Origin of the sequence: Serratia sp. BNK-17, from assembly GCF_048684935.1 — a bacterium.
In the GTDB taxonomy this organism is placed as follows: Bacteria; Pseudomonadota; Gammaproteobacteria; order Enterobacterales; family Enterobacteriaceae; genus Serratia; species Serratia nematodiphila.
The window spans coordinates 4,665,850-4,682,890 of the sequence record NZ_JBLQTR010000001.1 but is presented as its reverse complement, the minus strand read 5'-3'; the positions used below and the strand labels follow the sequence as shown (position 1 = coordinate 4,682,890).

Annotated in this window: 14 protein-coding genes; 9 read left to right on the top strand and 5 right to left on the bottom strand. The window is 61.9% G+C overall.

Annotated elements, in window-relative coordinates; all coding sequences use genetic code 11:
- Positions 1–48: 48 nt before the first annotated feature.
- Together ispE and lolB are read right to left on the bottom strand one after the other, a co-directional pair.
- Positions 49–915, bottom strand: coding sequence for a 4-(cytidine 5'-diphospho)-2-C-methyl-D-erythritol kinase (ispE, locus tag ACMGF7_RS22370; protein ID WP_049240236.1), 867 nt, complete (start codon positions 913–915; stop codon positions 49–51).
- Entirely contained in the window at positions 912–1,535 is a 624-nt protein-coding gene (gene lolB / locus ACMGF7_RS22365) for a lipoprotein insertase outer membrane protein LolB (RefSeq protein ID WP_004941069.1), read from the bottom strand. Before lolB ends, ispE begins: the two co-directional genes overlap by 4 nt.
- A 467-nt stretch (positions 1,536–2,002) precedes the next feature.
- On the opposite strand from lolB, the gene hemA reads away from it, so the two are divergent.
- From hemA to kdsA, 6 genes are read left to right on the top strand one after another with little or no spacing between them, the layout of a single operon-like run.
- Positions 2,003–3,265, top strand: a complete 1,263-nt coding sequence (hemA, locus tag ACMGF7_RS22360; RefSeq protein WP_004941072.1) for a glutamyl-tRNA reductase — start codon at positions 2,003–2,005, stop codon at positions 3,263–3,265.
- A 31-nt stretch (positions 3,266–3,296) separates the two neighbouring features.
- The gene (prfA, locus tag ACMGF7_RS22355; protein ID WP_033652048.1) at positions 3,297–4,382 is read left to right on the top strand and encodes a peptide chain release factor 1; all 1,086 of its coding nucleotides are present in this window, start codon (positions 3,297–3,299) and stop codon (positions 4,380–4,382) included.
- Positions 4,382–5,215 (top strand): peptide chain release factor N(5)-glutamine methyltransferase, encoded by an 834-nt coding sequence (gene prmC, locus ACMGF7_RS22350; RefSeq protein ID WP_049188211.1) that lies wholly within the window; start codon positions 4,382–4,384, stop codon positions 5,213–5,215. The genes prfA and prmC overlap by 1 nt, the downstream gene beginning before the upstream one ends.
- A gap of 40 nt (positions 5,216–5,255) precedes the next feature.
- A complete protein-coding gene (locus ACMGF7_RS22345) occupies positions 5,256–5,657 on the top strand; it encodes a SirB2 family protein (RefSeq protein ID WP_170310327.1) in 402 nt (133 codons plus the stop codon).
- Positions 5,654–6,463 carry an invasion regulator SirB1 gene (sirB1, locus tag ACMGF7_RS22340; protein ID WP_015377575.1) on the top strand — a complete coding sequence of 270 codons (810 nt, stop codon included), beginning with the start codon at positions 5,654–5,656 and terminating at the stop codon, positions 6,461–6,463. Before ACMGF7_RS22345 ends, sirB1 begins: the two co-directional genes overlap by 4 nt.
- A 58-nt stretch (positions 6,464–6,521) precedes the next feature.
- Positions 6,522–7,376 (top strand): 3-deoxy-8-phosphooctulonate synthase, encoded by an 855-nt coding sequence (gene kdsA / locus ACMGF7_RS22335; protein WP_004941087.1) that lies wholly within the window; start codon positions 6,522–6,524, stop codon positions 7,374–7,376.
- A gap of 46 nt (positions 7,377–7,422) precedes the next feature.
- Here the strand turns inward: kdsA and dauA are convergent, their stop codons facing one another.
- The 3 genes from dauA to mfd form a co-directional block, all read right to left on the bottom strand.
- Positions 7,423–9,111: a C4-dicarboxylic acid transporter DauA gene (dauA, locus tag ACMGF7_RS22330; RefSeq protein WP_049240233.1), complete on the bottom strand. Its 1,689-nt coding sequence runs from the start codon at positions 9,109–9,111 to the stop codon at positions 7,423–7,425.
- Positions 9,112–9,343: 232 nt separating this feature from the next.
- Complete coding sequence (locus ACMGF7_RS22325; RefSeq protein WP_004941092.1) at positions 9,344–9,829, bottom strand: heme-degrading domain-containing protein; 486 nt, start codon at positions 9,827–9,829, stop codon at positions 9,344–9,346.
- Between the two features lie 257 nt (positions 9,830–10,086).
- Positions 10,087–13,560, bottom strand: coding sequence for a transcription-repair coupling factor (mfd, locus tag ACMGF7_RS22320; RefSeq protein WP_197799835.1), 3,474 nt, complete (start codon positions 13,558–13,560; stop codon positions 10,087–10,089).
- Positions 13,561–13,869: 309 nt separating this feature from the next.
- Here mfd and lolC point away from each other — a divergent pair, with 309 nt between their 5' ends.
- From lolC to lolE, 3 genes are read left to right on the top strand one after another with little or no spacing between them, the layout of a single operon-like run.
- Entirely contained in the window at positions 13,870–15,072 is a 1,203-nt protein-coding gene (gene lolC / locus ACMGF7_RS22315; protein WP_004941116.1) for a lipoprotein-releasing ABC transporter permease subunit LolC, read from the top strand.
- Entirely contained in the window at positions 15,065–15,769 is a 705-nt protein-coding gene (gene lolD, locus ACMGF7_RS22310; RefSeq protein WP_004941120.1) for a lipoprotein-releasing ABC transporter ATP-binding protein LolD, read from the top strand. Before lolC ends, lolD begins: the two co-directional genes overlap by 8 nt.
- Positions 15,769–17,016: a lipoprotein-releasing ABC transporter permease subunit LolE gene (lolE, locus tag ACMGF7_RS22305; RefSeq protein WP_049240231.1), complete on the top strand. Its 1,248-nt coding sequence runs from the start codon at positions 15,769–15,771 to the stop codon at positions 17,014–17,016. Before lolD ends, lolE begins: the two co-directional genes overlap by 1 nt.
- Positions 17,017–17,041: the final 25 nt, after the last annotated feature.

The following is a 17,041-nucleotide window of genomic DNA, read 5'->3' as shown; positions in this document are numbered from 1 at the left end:
GGGATAACAGGGCCAGGTGTGCATGACCCTGCGCAGCGAAACGTTGAGCTACGACTCAAACCGCCCGGAACGAATGCGATGTAGTGGGGAGACGTTAACGCCGCGCGCTACAAAACCACACAACCACTCCGGGGCTTGATTTAACACCTGACGGGCGGCGATTTCTGTGTCGAATTCAGCAAACACACAAGCACCTGTGCCAGTCAGGCGTGACGGGGCGTATTCTAACAGCCATGAAAGAAGCTGTTCAACCTCGCGAAAACGTTTTCTTGCGATCGGTTCGCAATCATTTGCGTACGGCGCCTGCAACAGCTCACTTAAGGAGCGAACCGGGGTGTCTCTTTGCAATTCGGGGTCGCCGAAGATAAGCGGTGTCGGAATACCGACGCCAGGATGCGCCACCAGATACCATTTTTCCTGCGGCTCGGCCGGCTGCAGGCGCTCGCCGATGCCTTCGGCGAAGGCGGCGTGGCCGCGCACGAACACCGGCACGTCGGCGCCAAGGCTGAGTCCCAGCTCTGCCAGTTGGTCGTCGTCAAGGCCGCAGCGCCACAGTTCGTTCAGCGCCACCAGCACGGTGGCGGCGTTGGAGGAGCCGCCGCCCAAACCGCCGCCCATCGGCAGGCGCTTGTCGATGCTGATGTCGGCGCCGCGCGGTGCGGTCTGCAGACCCTGTTCATCACAATAGCGCTGCAGCAGGCGGGCGGCGCGCACGATCAGGTTCTGCTCGTCCGGCACGCCGTCGACCGGCGTCAGCAGGTTAATGCGATCGTCCTGGCGCGGGTCAATGGTCAGGGTGTCGCCGTAGTCCAAAAACTGGAACAGCGTCTGCAGCAGGTGATAGCCGTCTTCACGACGGCCGGTGATGTACAGAAACAGGTTGAGCTTCGCGGGGGAGGGCCACTGGCGGATCATTTGAGCGTCCAGTTATCCATTTTCAGTTTGATGCGTTGGTCGCCCTGCTGCAGCTCCAGACGGTTCGGCAGCGTCGGCTGCACCTCGGTGCTGTAGCTCTGGTAATCCACCTTCCAGGTTTGACCGCCTTGTTGGTAGGTCAGTTTGCTCAGGCGATATTGGTCATCCAGCGCAAAATCGCTGGCTTCGCCCGGCAGGCCGACCATCCACTGGCGCAGGTTGTTCAGCGGGATCGCCATCCCGGTCAGCTTGCGGATCATCTCTTCCGGGTTGTCGCTGACGTAGCGTTTGCCCTGGTTGTCGGTCAGCTGCACCACGTTTTTCTGTACGTTGAGATCCATTTCCGTGCTGCCCAGCGGGTTAGTCAGCAGCAGGCGGTAGCGCTCCGGCGAAAACTGCTGCCAGAAGAAGCGGGCATAGACTTTTTTCTGATCAGACAAGTAGGCGAAGGAGCCGCGGGTCTGATAGGTGCTAAGCTGCTGCACCGCCTGCTCATGGGCGCGCCACTGCGGTGAGGTCGGGCTGGTGGCCGGGCCGGTTGGCTTGGTGGTGGTACAGGCGGCCAGCACCAGGCTGGCCAGCGGGATCAGACGGAGCAAACTAACTTTGCGTATTGGCATAACTTTTTCTTGTCCTTTTGTCCTTGCGGGCATGCGCGACGAAACCCGGATTCAGCGCTCACGCTAACGGGGCGGCGGCGGCGCGTCAATTTTTTGCTGCATCGCGTTGAATCTTGCCGCGTTTATCGGCGTAGTGCCAACGCGGTGCGCGCGTCGGGGTTGCCATTAAGCGTAACACAATCGCCTGAAGGCGGGGGAGGCGCTCCCGATAAGCGGTGCAGAGTTGCGCAAACGCCGCCGTTATGTGCGCCGAATAGCGTGCGCGTCTTCGCAAACTGCGCTAAAATTTAAACCATCTGCCTACCCTTTGACTATTTATCCCGCTGTATTTATTACTTATTCATTAATTGATGTCGTCTATGACAGCGATTGAACGGAAGATGCGGTTGTTACTTTTATTGATCCCGCGCATCAAGTAGAATGCCGTTCAACGAGAACCCGTACCAACAGAAGTATTACTCGAAGCAATGACCCTGCTGGCGTTAGGTATAAATCACAAAACCGCTCCGGTTTCTCTGCGTGAAAGGGTGACCTTCTCGCCAGAGTCCATCGATGAGGCGCTGACCAGCTTGCTCCAACAACCGTTGGTGCAGGGCGGCGTCGTGTTGTCCACCTGCAACCGCACCGAGCTGTACCTCAGCGTGGAGCAGCAGGAGCACATGCACGAACAGCTGGTCGCCTGGCTGTGCGCCTACCACAATCTGCGTCCGGAAGAGGTGAAGAAAAGCCTCTACTGGCATCAAGGCAATGACGCGGTCAGCCATCTGATGCGGGTGGCCAGCGGGTTGGATTCGCTGGTGCTGGGCGAACCGCAAATCCTCGGCCAGGTGAAAAAGGCCTTCGCAGAATCCCAACGCGGCCAGTCGCTGTCCGGCGAGCTGGAGCGCCTGTTCCAGAAATCCTTCTCCGTCGCCAAGCGCGTGCGCACCGAAACCGAAATCGGCGCCAGCGCGGTCTCCGTGGCGTTCGCCGCCTGTACGCTGGCGCGGCAGATCTTCGAATCGCTGGCCGATCTCAACGTCTTGCTGGTGGGCGCCGGTGAAACCATCGAGCTGGTGGCGCGCCACCTGCGCGAACACAAAGTGCGGCATATGATCATCGCTAACCGCACCCGCGAGCGCGCGCAATTGCTGGCGGAGGAAGTCGGCGCGGAAGTGATCACTCTGCCGGAGATCGACGAACGCCTGGCGGACGCCGACATCATTATCAGTTCCACCGCCAGCCCGCTGCCGATCATCGGCAAGGGGATGGTGGAGCGGGCGCTGAAAGCGCGCCGCAACCAGCCGATGCTGCTGGTGGATATCGCCGTACCGCGCGATATTGAGCCGGAGGTCGGCAAACTGGCCAACGCCTATCTGTACAGCGTGGACGATCTGCACGCCATCATTCAAAGCAACCTGGCGCAGCGCAAAGCGGCGGCGGTGCAGGCGGAGTCGATCGTACAGCAGGAAAGCACCAACTTCATGGCCTGGCTGCGTTCGCAGGGCGCGGTGGAAACCATCCGCGACTACCGCTCGCAGGCCGACCAGATCCGCGCAGAAATGGAGGCCAAAGCGCTGGCCGCCATCGCGCAGGGCGCCAACGTGGAGCAGGTTATTCACGAGCTGGCCCATAAACTGACCAACCGTCTTATTCATGCCCCCACCAAATCCCTCCAGCAGGCCGCCGGCGACGGCGACGTGGAGCGGTTGCAGTTATTACGCGACAGCCTCGGGCTGGATCAGCATTAGTTTTCTCTATTAACAGGGTTTATTACCACGCATGAAGCCTTCTATTGTTGCCAAACTGGAAGCGTTACAAGAGCGCCATGAAGAAGTGCAGGCGCTGCTCGGCGATGCCGGCGTCATCGCCGATCAAGACCGGTTCCGCGCGCTGTCGCGAGAATACGCGCAGCTGACCGACGTCAGCCGCTGCTTCCTGGAATGGCGTCAGGTGCAGGAGGATCTGGAAACGGCGGAAATGATGCTGGACGATCCGGAGATGCGCGAGATGGCGCAGGAAGAGCTGAAACAGGCGCGGGCGAGCAGCGAAGAGCTGGAACAGCAGCTGCAGGTGTTGCTGCTGCCGAAAGATCCGGATGATGAGCGCAGCTGCTTCCTTGAAGTGCGCGCCGGCACCGGCGGCGATGAGGCGGCGATCTTCGCCGGCGATCTGTTCCGCATGTACAGCCGTTACGCCGAAGGCCGCCGCTGGCGCGTCGAGGTGATGAGCGCCAACGAAGGCGAACACGGCGGCTTCAAAGAAGTGATCGCCAAAGTTTCCGGCGACGGCGTGTACGGCCAACTGAAGTTTGAATCCGGCGGCCACCGCGTGCAGCGCGTGCCGGAAACCGAATCCCAGGGGCGCATCCACACCTCCGCCTGCACCGTGGCGGTGATGCCGGAAGTGCCGGAAGCCGAGCTGCCGGACATCAACCCGGGCGATCTGAAAATCGACACCTTCCGTTCCTCCGGCGCTGGCGGCCAGCACGTTAACACCACCGACTCGGCGATCCGCATCACCCACCTGCCGACCGGCATCGTGGTGGAGTGCCAGGACGAACGTTCACAGCACAAAAACAAAGCCAAGGCGATGTCGGTGCTGGGCGCGCGCATTCGCGCCGCCGAGATGGCCAAGCGCCAGCAAGCCGAGGCGTCCACTCGCCGCAACCTGCTGGGCAGCGGCGATCGTTCCGATCGCAACCGCACCTACAACTTCCCGCAGGGGCGGGTGACCGACCACCGCATCAACCTGACGCTCTACCGTCTGGATGAAGTGATGGAAGGCAAACTGGACATGCTGATCCAGCCGATCGTGCAGGAGTATCAGGCCGATCAGCTGGCTGCGCTGTCCGCCGAGCAAGAGTGATGGATTATCAACACTGGCTGAAAGCCGCCGCCGCGCGTTTGACCCACAGCGACAGCGCCCGGCGTGACGCGGAAATCCTGTTGGGTTTCGTGACCGGCAAGGCCAGAACCTTCCTGATGGCGTTCGGGGAAACCCTGCTGACGCCGCCGCAGCAACAGCAGCTGGAGACGCTGCTGGCGCGCCGCGAACGCGGTGAGCCGGTGGCCTATCTGGTGGGCGAGCGCGAGTTTTGGTCGCTGCCGCTGTCGGTCTCGCCCGCGACGCTGATCCCGCGCCCGGATACCGAATGCCTGGTGGAACTGGCGCTGGCGCGCCTGCCGCCGCAACCCTGCCACTTCCTCGATCTCGGCACCGGCACCGGCGCCATCGCGCTGGCGCTGGCCAGCGAGCGCCCGGATTGTTCGGCTATCGGCGTCGATGTGCAGCCGGAGGCGGTTGCGCTGGCGCAGCACAATGCGCACAAGCTGAAGATCGACAACGTCCGATTTTTACAGGGCAGCTGGTTTGCGCCCGTCGCGGGGCAACGTTTCGCGCTGATCGCCAGCAATCCGCCCTATATCGATGCCGCCGATCCGCATTTGTCGCAGGGCGACGTGCGCTTCGAGCCGGGCAGTGCGCTGGTCGCCGCCGAGCACGGGTTGGCGGATCTGGCCGCCATCGTGCGCCAGGCGCCGCACTATCTGCAGCCGCAGGGCTGGCTGCTGTTGGAACATGGCTGGCAGCAGGGTGAGAGCGTGCGCGCGCTGCTGCAGGCCGCCGGATTTTCCGCTGTCGCCACCCACCGTGATTACGGCGACAACGACCGCGTGACGCTCGGCCAATGGCCGGGATAAGCGCCCTCATAATAACGACGCCCGGGCCATTTAAGGGAGCATCATGACTGCATACACCGCGTTGAAACATTTCCATTTGCTGACGGTCGCCATCAGTATTACCTTGTTTGTGCTGCGTTTCTTTTGGCAGTGGCGCCGTTCGCCGATCATGGGGCGCCGCTGGGTCAAGATAGCGCCGCACCTGAATGACACGCTGCTGTTCGTCAGCGGCATCGCGCTGGTGGCGACGTTCGGGTTTTATCCGCTGCTGGGTATGGACTCATGGCTGACCGAGAAGCTGTTTGGCGTTATTATCTATATCCTGCTTGGCTACGTCGCATTGGGCAAGAAGACCAAAAGTCAGCGGCTGCGAACCGTGGCGTTCGTGCTGGCGTTGGGCTGCCTGTACCTGATAATTAAACTTGCCACGACGAAAATACCGTTTCTGATGGGATACCTATGAGTAGCATTGCTGATTTTGAATTTAACACCTCGCCGCTGAGCGAAGGGGTGATCCTGGTGTCGCAGTCGGTGCGGCGCGATTTCCCGGCTGCCGACGTGGAGCGCAAGCTGCAACAGCTGGTGGACGAAGCGCGCGCGGTGGTGCCGGCCGATATCACTCAGGAGCAGCAACTGGATGCGCTCATTGAACTGTTCTACAAGACCTGGGGATTCGGCGGCGCCAGCGGCGTGTACCGCCTGTCGGACGCCATCTGGCTGGACAAGGTGCTGGAGGGGCGGCAGGGCACGCCGGTTTCGCTCGGCACCATCTTCCTGCACATCGCCAACGCGCTGGATCTGCCGCTGCTGCCGGTGATTTTCCCCACTCAGCTGATCCTGCGCGCCGATTGGCTGGATGAAGAGCTGTGGCTGATCAACCCGCTGAACGGCGAAACCCTGAGCGAACACCAGCTGGAAGTGTGGATTAAGGGCAACCTGGGCTTGGGTGCCGAGCTGGAAGACGACGATCTCGACGAATCCGAGAACATCATGGTGGTGCGCAAGATGCTGGATACGCTGAAGGCCGCTCTGATGGAAGAAAAGCAGCTGGAAATGGCGCTGCGCACCAGTGAAACGGTGTTGTGCTTCGATCCGGAAGATCCGTACGAGATCCGCGACCGCGGGCTGATTTACGCCCAGCTGGAGTGCAACCATATCGCGATTTCCGATCTCAACTATTTTGTCGAGCAGTGTCCTGAAGACCCGGTCAGCGAGGTGATCAAAGTGCAGATCCATTCGATTGAACCGAAACAGGTGACGCTGCATTAATTCAATGACTCCGTGCAGTTTGCAAGGCGACGGTTACAACCTTAACAAAGGCGAAAGCATGAAACAGAAAGTGGTTAGCATTGGCGACATCGACGTAGCAAACGATCTGCCGTTTGTGCTGTTTGGCGGTATGAACGTGCTGGAATCGCGCGACCTGGCGATGAGCATCTGCGAGCACTACGTCACCGTGACGCAAAAACTGGGCATTCCTTACGTATTCAAAGCCTCTTTCGACAAGGCCAACCGTTCTTCCATTCACTCGTACCGCGGTCCGGGCCTGGAAGAAGGGATGAAGATCTTCGAAGAGCTGAAGAAAACCTTCGGCGTGAAAATCATCACCGACGTTCACGAAGCGGCGCAGGCGCAGCCGGTTTCCGAAGTGGTTGACGTGATCCAGCTGCCGGCCTTCCTGGCGCGTCAGACCGATCTGGTGGAAGCGATGGCGAAAACCGGCGCGGTGATCAACGTCAAGAAGCCGCAGTTCGTCAGCCCGGGGCAGATGGGCAACATCGTCGACAAGTTCAAAGAGGGCGGCAACGACCAGGTGATCCTGTGCGATCGCGGCAGCAACTTTGGCTATGACAACCTGGTGGTCGACATGCTGGGCATCAACGTGATGAAGAACGTGACCGGCGGCCATCCGGTGATCTTCGACGTGACCCACGCGCTGCAGACCCGCGATCCGTTCGGCGCCGCGTCCGGCGGCCGTCGCGCTCAGGTGGCCGAGCTGGCGCGTGCCGGCATGGCGGTTGGCCTGGCAGGGCTGTTCCTCGAGGCGCACCCGGATCCGAACAACGCCAAGTGCGACGGGCCGTCCGCGCTGCCGTTGGACAAGCTGGAACCGTTCCTGGCGCAGATGAAAGCCATCGACGACCTGGTGAAGAGCTTCCCGGAGCTGGATACCAGCAACTAAGCGCTCATCGCCAAAAAAAAGCCCGACGCGTCGGGCTTTTTTACGTTTAGGCGCCGGTGGCCGCCAGCGCTTCCGGCAGCGTCGGGTAGAACTGCAAGCGGCCCTCGATCGGCTGCACCCGCGCGCGCGCCAGGGTTTTCAGCGGCTGGAACGGCACGTCGGTGATCACCAGCTTTTTATCCGCCGGCAGCACGTCGATAAAGCGCCGCAGGGCGCTCAGGCCGCCGGCGTCGAGCACCGGCACCGCATCCCACTGCAGCACGATCGTCCGGTAATCCTCGCTGCGCGCCAGCAGTTCGCTAAAGATACGCTCGGCGGCGGCGAAGAACAGCGGGCCATTCACTCGCAGCACCAGGCGGCCATCGTCGGCGCTCAGCTCGCTCAGCCGCGTCATGCGGGCGATGCGGCGCATAAACAGCAGCGACGCCAACACGATGCCCACGGTAATGGCGATCACCATGTCGAACAGCACCGTCAGCGACATGCACAGCAGCAGCACCAGAATGTCGTCCTTCGGCGCTCGGCGCAGCAGGTAAATCACTTTGTGCGCCTCGCTCATGTTCCAGGCGACCATCAACAGCAGCGCCGCCATCGCCGCCAGCGGCAGATAAGAGAGCCACGGCGCCAGAACCAGCAGCGCCAACAGCACCAGCAGTGCGTGGATGATGGCGGACACCGGCGAGGTGGCGCCGGCGCGCACGTTGGCGGCCGATCGGGCAATCGCAGCGGTCGCGGTGATGCCGCCGAAGAACGGCGCGATGATGTTGCCCGCACCCTGGCCGATTAATTCGCTGTTCGAGTTATGCTTCTTGCCGGTCATGCCGTCGAGCACCACTGCGCACAGCAGCGACTCAATCGCGCCGAGCATCGCCATCGAAAACGCCGCCGGTAGCAGCGCGGAAACGGTTTGCCAACTCAGGGTGAACGGCTGCCCGCCGCCGCCCGGCAGATCCCAAGGCAGCAGCAGCTGTGGCAGGATCGGCGGAATGCCCTGGCCGCTGCTGCCATCGGCCAGCAGGTAGCTGAAGCGGGAGCCGATGGTTGCCACCGGGTGGTCAAACAGCGTCAGCAGCCCCATCAGCGCAGTGCCCGCCAGCAGCGCCGGCAGGTGGCCGGGCACCCGCAGGCCGAGCTTGGGCCAGAAGATCAAAATCAGCAGCGTCACGGCACCGATCAGGGTATCGCCGAGATCCAGCGTCGGCAGCGCCTGCAGCAGGGCGTACAGCTTGCCGACGTAATTTTCCGGCGTGTGCGTCAGCTGCAGGCCGAAGAAGTCCTTGATCTGCATGGTGGCGATGGTGATGGCGATGCCGGAGGTAAAGCCGAGCGTGACCGGCAGCGGAATGTACTCGATCAGCCTGCCAAAGCGTGCGAGCCCCATCAGCAGCAGAAATACCCCGGAGATCAGCGTGGCGACCAGCAGACCGGCCAGGCCGAACTGCTGCGAGACCGGATAGAGGATCACCACGAAGGCGGCGGTGGGGCCGGAGACGCTGTAGCGCGAACCGCCGCTGACGGCGATGACGATGCCGGCGATGGCGGCGGTATACAGACCATACTGCGGCGGCACGCCGCTGGCGATCGCCAACGCCATCGCCAGCGGAATGGCGATAATACCGACCGTCACCCCGGCGATAGCGTCTTTCAGCAACCGCGCCAGGTTATAAGGTTCCCGCCAGCAGGCGTCTATCAGCGCGCTGAAGGGGCGAATTTTGTTTATTTCATGCGTTTTCATCTACGGTGCGTACCAAATCTTCAAAAGTGAAAGGAATGGCGGGCCCGATGAGGTCCGTCTTGTCACGTGACAGATACCATACGCCTTTTGTTCAGCGGATTACCAGACCTGTATCAATTTGGCGCAGGAAATCAGAGAGTCGCCCTTTTGTTCGGCGCTAAATTTCGATAATAGAGAAGTCAGCCGCAGATTCTGCGGCTGAAAAGAAAGGTGACAGTCAAGGTTTTAACGGTTATTGCAGGGCGGGCAGGGATAAGCCGAGAAAATGGGCTAAAGTGCTCACCAGCAGCTGATGATCTTCCTTCTGCGGCGCGCCGGAAATGCTGATGCTGCCGACGCAGCCGAGGCCGGTCAGGGTGAGCGGGAAGGCGCCGCCGTGCACCGAATAGTCACGCACGCTCAGCCCGTAACGCTCCTCCAGCGACGTTTGCCGTTGCTGCAGGCGCAGGCCGATGGCGTAAGAGCTTTTGTGAAAATGGTTCACCAGATTGCGCTTGCGCCGCACCCAGTCGGCAATGTCCGGCGTTGCCCCCGGCATGGCGTAATAAAACAGCGTCTGCCCGGCAAGTTGGATCTCGATGGCGATGCTCAGGCCGCGCCGCTCGGCGGCGGTTTTCAGCGCCGCGCCCAGTTCCCAGGCGGTGGCGGCGTCAAAATGGGTAAAGGCCAGCGTCGCTTCCTGTTCGCTGAGCGCTTGCAGTTCATCGTCGATATTCATGCGGTTCTCCCCCGATAACACAACGCACAGAGTAGCCTGAAGCGGGCGTCGTGAGATAGACGGCTTGGCGATAAGATAGAACTGCTACTCTATTAATAGACTGTGTATACCCTATGGATTGCAAATTGCAGCCAGGCGCCCAGCGATCGCATCCCCTGGAGCTTACTCAGGTAAGTGACTGGGGTAAGAACGTGCAGGTAACAACGCTGCGGTTTGAAAGACGCCGGGTATAAATGGGTAGCGACGGGGGCGTTGCCTCAGGCCGCCAGCGTGTGTTCGCGGAAGGCGTTCAGCAACTCTTCGGTGAACGTCAGGCGCTTCTGACGATCGGCCAGATCGAGCGTGAACTTCAGCTTGCTCGGGCCGTCCAGGCGGTAAACCTGCGGATTGCCCTGCAGCAGACCGATCAGATAGCCGGGATCGACGCGGTTATTGTCGCCGAACTCGATAAAGCCGCCGCGCTCGTTGCTCTCGATGCGTTTGATCCCCAGCTTCTGCGCATGCAGGCGCAGCGCCGCGCACTGCAACAGGTTGCGCGCCGCATCCGGCAACTGGCCGAAGCGATCGATCAGCTCGACCTTCAGCTCGTCAAGCTCACCGTCGTTCTTCGCGCTGGCGATGCGCTTATACAGCGACAGGCGGGTATTGACGTCGGGAATGAAATCTTCCGGCAGCAGCGCCGGCATGCGCAACTCTACCTCGGTCTGGCTGCTGGTGAGATCTTCCAGCGACGGTTCGCGGCCGTTTTTCAACGCATCGACGGCGCTTTCCAGCAATTCCATATAGAGCGAGAAGCCGACGGTGGTCATCTGGCCGCTCTGGTCTTCGCCCAGCAGCTCGCCGGCGCCGCGGATCTCCAGATCGTGGGTCGCCAGCGCGAAACCGGCGCCGAGATCTTCCAGCGACGCGATGGCCTCTAGCCGTTTATGGGCGTCGGTGCCCATGGCTTTCGGGTTTGGCGTCAACAGATAGGCGTAAGCCTGATGGTGCGAACGCCCGACGCGGCCGCGCAGTTGGTGCAGCTGCGCCAGGCCGAAGCGATCGGCCCGCTCGATGATGATGGTGTTGGCGCTGGGGATATCGATGCCGGTTTCGATGATGGTCGTGCACACCAGCACGTTGAAGCGCTGGTGGTGGAAATCGTTCATCACCCGTTCCAGATCGCGTTCGCGCATCTGACCGTGACCGATGGCGATGCGCGCCTCCGGCACCAGCTCAGCCAGGCGTTGCGCCGCTTTCTCGATGTTTTCCACGTCGTTGTAGAGGTAGTAAACCTGGCCGCCGCGCAGCACTTCGCGCAGGATCGCCTCGCGCACCACCAGACTGTCGTATTCGCGCACGAAGGTCTTCACCGCCAAGCGGCGCGCCGGCGGAGTGGCGATGATCGACAGATCGCGCATGCCGCTCATCGCCATGTTCAGCGTACGCGGGATCGGCGTGGCGGTCAGCGTCAGGATATCGACGTCGGCGCGCATCGCTTTGATGCGCTCCTTGTGGCGCACGCCAAAGCGGTGCTCTTCATCGACGATTAGCAGCCCCAAATCCTTCCAGCGCAGATCGCTCTGCAGCAGTTTGTGCGTGCCGATGATGATGTCCACTTTGCCTTCGGCCGCGTCGTCCAGCACCTGCTGCTGCTCTTTGGCGCTGCGGAAGCGCGACATCATCTCGATGCGGATCGGCCAGGTGGCGAAGCGATCGCGGAAGTTGTCGAAGTGCTGCTGCGCCAGCAGGGTGGTCGGCACCAGCACCGCCACCTGCTTGCCGTTTTCCACCGCCAGGAAGGCGGCGCGCATCGCCACTTCGGTTTTGCCGAAGCCGACGTCGCCGCACACCAGGCGGTCCATCGCCAGCGGCTGGCACATGTCGCTCAGCACCGCATTGATCGCCTGTTCCTGGTCCGGCGTGGTTTCGAATGGGAAGGTCTGGCAGAACAGCTGGTATTGTTCGCGGTTATGCTTGAAGGCGAAACCGGCCTTGGCGGCGCGCTGGGCGTAAATATCCAGCAGCTCCGCCGCCACGTCGCGCACCCGTTCGGCCGCTTTTTGCCGCGCGCGTGTCCAGGCGTCGCCGCCCAGCTTGTGCAGCGGGGCGTTTTCATCCGCGCCGCCGGCGTAACGGCTGATCAGGTGCAGCGATGAGACCGGCACGTACAGCTTGTCCTCACCGGCGTAGGAGAGGATCAGGTATTCAGCCTTGATGCCGCCGGCTTCCAGCGTGGTCAGGCCGACATAGCGGCCAACGCCGTGCTCCAGATGCACCACCGGCTGGCCGGGATGCAGCTCCGCCAGGTTGCGGATCAGGGTATCGGTGTTGATGGTGCGCCGGTTGTCCTGCCGGCGGCGGCTGACGCGCTCGCCGAGCAGATCGCTTTCGCAGATCAGTGCACGCTGGCGCAGGCCGTCGAGGAAACCGTGTTCGGCGGCGCCGACCATCATGTAACGGCCCGCGGTTTCCGCCTGATCGAGACGCTGGATCAGCGCCGGCGCCAGCTTGATGCGGCCGAGCAGATCCTGCAGCGTTTCACGCCGCCCCTCGCTCTCGACGGAGAAAATCACGCTGCCGTCGAAGCCTTCGATAAAGCGCCGCAGATTATCCAGCGGGGATTTATGCTGCGCCTGCACCGCCAGATCGGGCAGGGCATGGTAATCCAGATTGGTATTGCCGGCCTTGGCCGGCAGCTCATCGGTTTTCAGCGCGATGCGCGGCCAGGCTTTCAGCTCGCCGAACAGCGCGTCAACGCGCAGCCACAGCGTATCCGGCGCCAGCAGCGGGCGCATCGGATCGACGCGGCGGCTTTCGTAACGCTGGTTGACGTCCTGCCAGAAGCGCTCGGCGGCACCCTCCAGATCGCCGGTATTGACGATCAGCGTATTGGCCGGCAGGTAGCTGAACAGCGACGGCAGCGGCTGGCTGAAGAACAGCGGCTGCCAGTATTCGATACCGGCGGGCCAGGCGCTTTTGCTGACCTGCTGATAGATGTGCTCGGCGTCGCGACGCACCTCAAACTGCTCGCGCCACTGGCTGCGGAACAGCTCGATGGCGTTCTTGTCGGTGGGGAACTCGTGGGCCGGCAACAGATTGATGGCCTCGACTTCGCTCAGCGTGCGCTGGGTATCGACGTCGAAGATGCGCAGGCTGTCGATTTCGTCATCGAAGAAGTCGATGCGGTAAGGCTCATCGCTGCCCATCGGGTAAAGATCGAGCAATGCGCCGCGGGTGGCGAATTCGCCGTGCTCCATCACCTGATCGACGCTGCGGTAACCGGCCTGTTCCAGCTGCGCGCGCAGCTTATCGCGCGACAGGCGCTGGCCTTTTTTCATCACCAGCGCGTGGCCGTGCAGGAATTCGTGCGGGCAGACGCGCTGCATCAGGGTGTTGACCGGCAGAATGATCACGCCGCGCGCCATGGTCGGCAGGTGATACAGGCTCGACAAACGATCCGAGATGATTTCCTGATGCGGCGAGAAGCTGTCGTACGGCAGGGTTTCCCAGTCGGACAGCGTGGTCACCATCTGATCGGTGAACTGCTGGATCTCGTCGCGCAGCCGCAGGGCGTTTTGCATATCCGGCGCGATCAGCATCACCGGGCCAGGGTGGCGCTCGACGATCTCGGCGCACTCCACGGCGCAGGCCGCGCCGGTCAGTTGCCCCAGCTGGCGCAGATCGCCCGCGCGATCGGGCAGAGAATAACGAGGGGATGAAGAACGGTTACGGCTATCGGAAGTGCTCATTCAGGTATCTTTAATCAATGTGTTAGAGGGCGTCCCGGCACGGATAACCCAGCGCTTTTATGCTGTTTATAGTAGCCCAGCGGCCGGCAAACTGACACAGCAAAAAGCGCTGTCCATCGCTTTTTTGCCGGTTATTTAACCGGTTAACGCCGTCGATTTTTTGCAGCGACGGGTAAATCTTGCGCTAATCTGCCGCCACCGCTCTCGTCTGCGCCACGCAATAAAAGGCCGTCGGGTGTTCCCTAAACGAGGGAGAGCCTTTATTATCCATGATCACTTTGCTTAAGCCACGGCTATCAAACGGATTTCATGTATCAACCTGTCGCGTTATTCATTGGCCTGCGCTACATGCGCGGGCGAGCCTCAGACCGCTTCGGGCGGTTTGTTTCCTGGCTTTCCACCATCGGCATTACGCTGGGGGTGATGGCGTTGGTCACCGTGCTGTCGGTGATGAACGGATTCGAAAAGGATCTGGAAAACAACATTCTCGGCCTGATGCCGCAGGCGTTGGTCACCAGTCCGCAAGGATCGGTCAACCCGCAGCAGCTGCCGGCCTCCGAGGTGCAGAAGCTGCAGGGCGTCACGCGCGTCGCGCCGCTGACCACCGGTGACGTGGTGCTGCAAAGCGCCCGCAGCGTGGCGGTCGGGGTGATGCTCGGCGTCAATCCCGACGAGGCCGATCCGCTGACCCCATATCTGGTCAACGTCAAGCAACAGCAGCTGCAGCCGGGCCAATACAACATCATCATCGGCGAACAGCTGGCGGGGCAACTTGGCGTCAAGCGCGGCGATTCGCTGCGCGTGATGGTGCCGAGCGCCAGCCAGTTCACGCCAATGGGCCGCATTCCCAGCCAGCGTTTGTTCACCCTCATCGGCACCTTCCACGCCAACAGCGAGGTGGACGGCTATCAGCTGCTGGTCAACCAACAGGACGCTTCGCGCCTGATGCGTTACCCGGCCGGCAACATCACCGGCTGGCGCCTGTTCCTGCAACAGCCGCTGACGGTCGATACCCTCAGCCAACAGGCGCTGCCGGCGGGCACCGTCTGGAAAGACTGGCGCGATCGCAAGGGCGAGCTGTTCCAGGCGGTGCGCATGGAGAAGAACATGATGGGGCTGCTGCTCAGCCTGATCGTGGCGGTGGCGGCGTTTAACATCATCACCTCGCTCGGCCTGCTGGTGATGGAGAAGCAGGGCGAAGTCGCCATTCTGCAGACTCAGGGGCTGACCCGCCGCCAGATCATGTCGGTATTTATGGTGCAGGGCGCCAGCGCCGGCATCATCGGTTCGCTGCTCGGCACGCTGCTCGGCGTGCTGCTGGCTACCAATCTGAACAATCTGATGCCGATCCTCGGCGCCTTGATCGACGGCGCTTCGCTGCCGGTGGCGGTCGATCCGCTGCAGGTGACGATCATCGCCGTGGTGGCGATGGCGGTTTCTCTGTTGTCCACGCTTTATCCTTCATGGCGCGCTGCCGCCGTACAACCCGCTGAGGCTTTACGTTATGAGTAACCATCTTTTGCTGCAGTGTGACAACCTGTGCAAGACCTATCAGGAAGGCAATCTGCACACCGACGTGCTGCGCAATGTCAGCTTTGCCATGCAGCAGGGCGAGATGATGGCGATCGTCGGCAGCTCGGGTTCCGGCAAGAGCACCCTGTTGCACTTGCTGGGCGGACTGGACTCGCCGACCTCCGGCGAGGTGATCTTCAAGGGCGAATCGCTGAACGCCATGTCTTCGGCGGCCAAGGCCGAGCTGCGCAACCGCCAGCTGGGCTTCATCTACCAGTTCCACCATCTGTTGCCGGACTTCACCGCGCTGGAAAACGCCGCCATGCCGCTCTTGATCGGCGGCGCCAAGCCGGCGCAGGCGCAGGAGAAGGCGCGGGAGATGCTGGCGGCGGTCGGGCTGGAAAAACGCAGCAAGCACCGCCCGTCCGAGCTCTCCGGCGGCGAACGTCAGCGCGTGGCGATCGCGCGCGCGTTGGTCAACAACCCGGCGTTGGTGCTGGCGGACGAACCGACCGGTAACCTGGATAAACGCACCGCGGACAGCATCTTCGATCTGCTGGGCGAGCTGAACGTGCGCCAGGGCACCGCTTTCCTGGTGGTGACGCACGATCTGCAGCTGGCCAAGCGCCTGAGCCGCCAGCTGGAAATGGCCGACGGCCACCTGCAGGCGCAGCTGACCCTGATGGGGGCCGAGTAATGGCGGGAGCCTCACTGTCCTTCCTGACGGCCCTGCGTTTCAGCCGCGGCCGTAAACGCGGCGGCATGGTGTCGCTGATCTCGGTCATCTCCACCATCGGCATTGCGCTGGGGGTGGCGGTGCTGATCGTCGGGCTGAGCGCAATGAACGGCTTTGAGCGCGAGCTGAAGAACCGCATTCTGGCGGTGGTGCCGCACGGCGAGCTTGAGCCGGTCAATCAGCCGTTCAGCGGCTGGCCGTCGATTCTGCAGCGGGTGGAAAAGGTGCCGGGTATCTTGGCCGCCGCGCCGTACATTAACTTTACCGGCCTGATGGAAAACGGCGCGCAGCTGCGCGCGGTGGAAGTCAAAGGCGTGGATCCGCAGCAGGAGAGCCGGCTGAGCGCGCTGCCGCAGTATGTGCAGGGCGACGCCTGGGCCAACTTCAAGCCCGGCGAGCAGCAGGTGATCCTCGGCAAGGGCGTGGCCGACGCGCTGGGCGTCAAGCAGGGCGCCTATGTGACGGTGATGATCCCCAACAGCGACCCGGAGATGAAGCTGCTGCAGCCGAAGCGCATTCGCCTGCACGTGACCGGCATTTTGCAGCTCAGCGGCCAGCTCGATCACAGCCTGGCGTTGGTGCCGCTGGCCGACGCGCAGCAGTATCTCGACATGGGTGACAGCGTCACGGGTATCGCCATCAAGGTGAACGACGTATTCGCCGCCAACAAACTGGTGCGCGACGCCGGCGAAGTGACCAATTCTTATATCTACATCAAAAGCTGGATCGGCAAGTACGGCTACATGTACCGCGACATCCAGATGATCCGCGCCATCATGTATCTGGCGATGGTGCTGGTGATCGGCGTGGCCTGCTTCAACATCGTCTCCACGCTGGTGATGGCGGTGAAAGACAAAAGCGCCGACATCGCGGTGCTGCGCACCCTGGGCGCCAAAGACGGCTTTATCCGCGCCATCTTCATCTGGTACGGACTCTTGGCCGGGCTGCTGGGCAGCCTGAGCGGCGTGGTGATCGGGGTGATCGCTTCGCTGCAGCTGACCAACATTATCCGCGGCATCGAGAAGCTGGTCGGCCATTCCTTCCTGTCGGGCGATATCTACTTCATTGACTTCCTGCCTTCCGAGCTGCACTGGCTGGACGTGCTGATCGTACTGGCTACCGCCATCGTGCTGAGCCTGTTGGCCAGTTGGTATCCGGCGAGGCGCGCCAGCCGCATCGATCCGGCGCGGGTGCTGAGCGGACAATAACACCAACGGGGAGGCAGCGATGCCG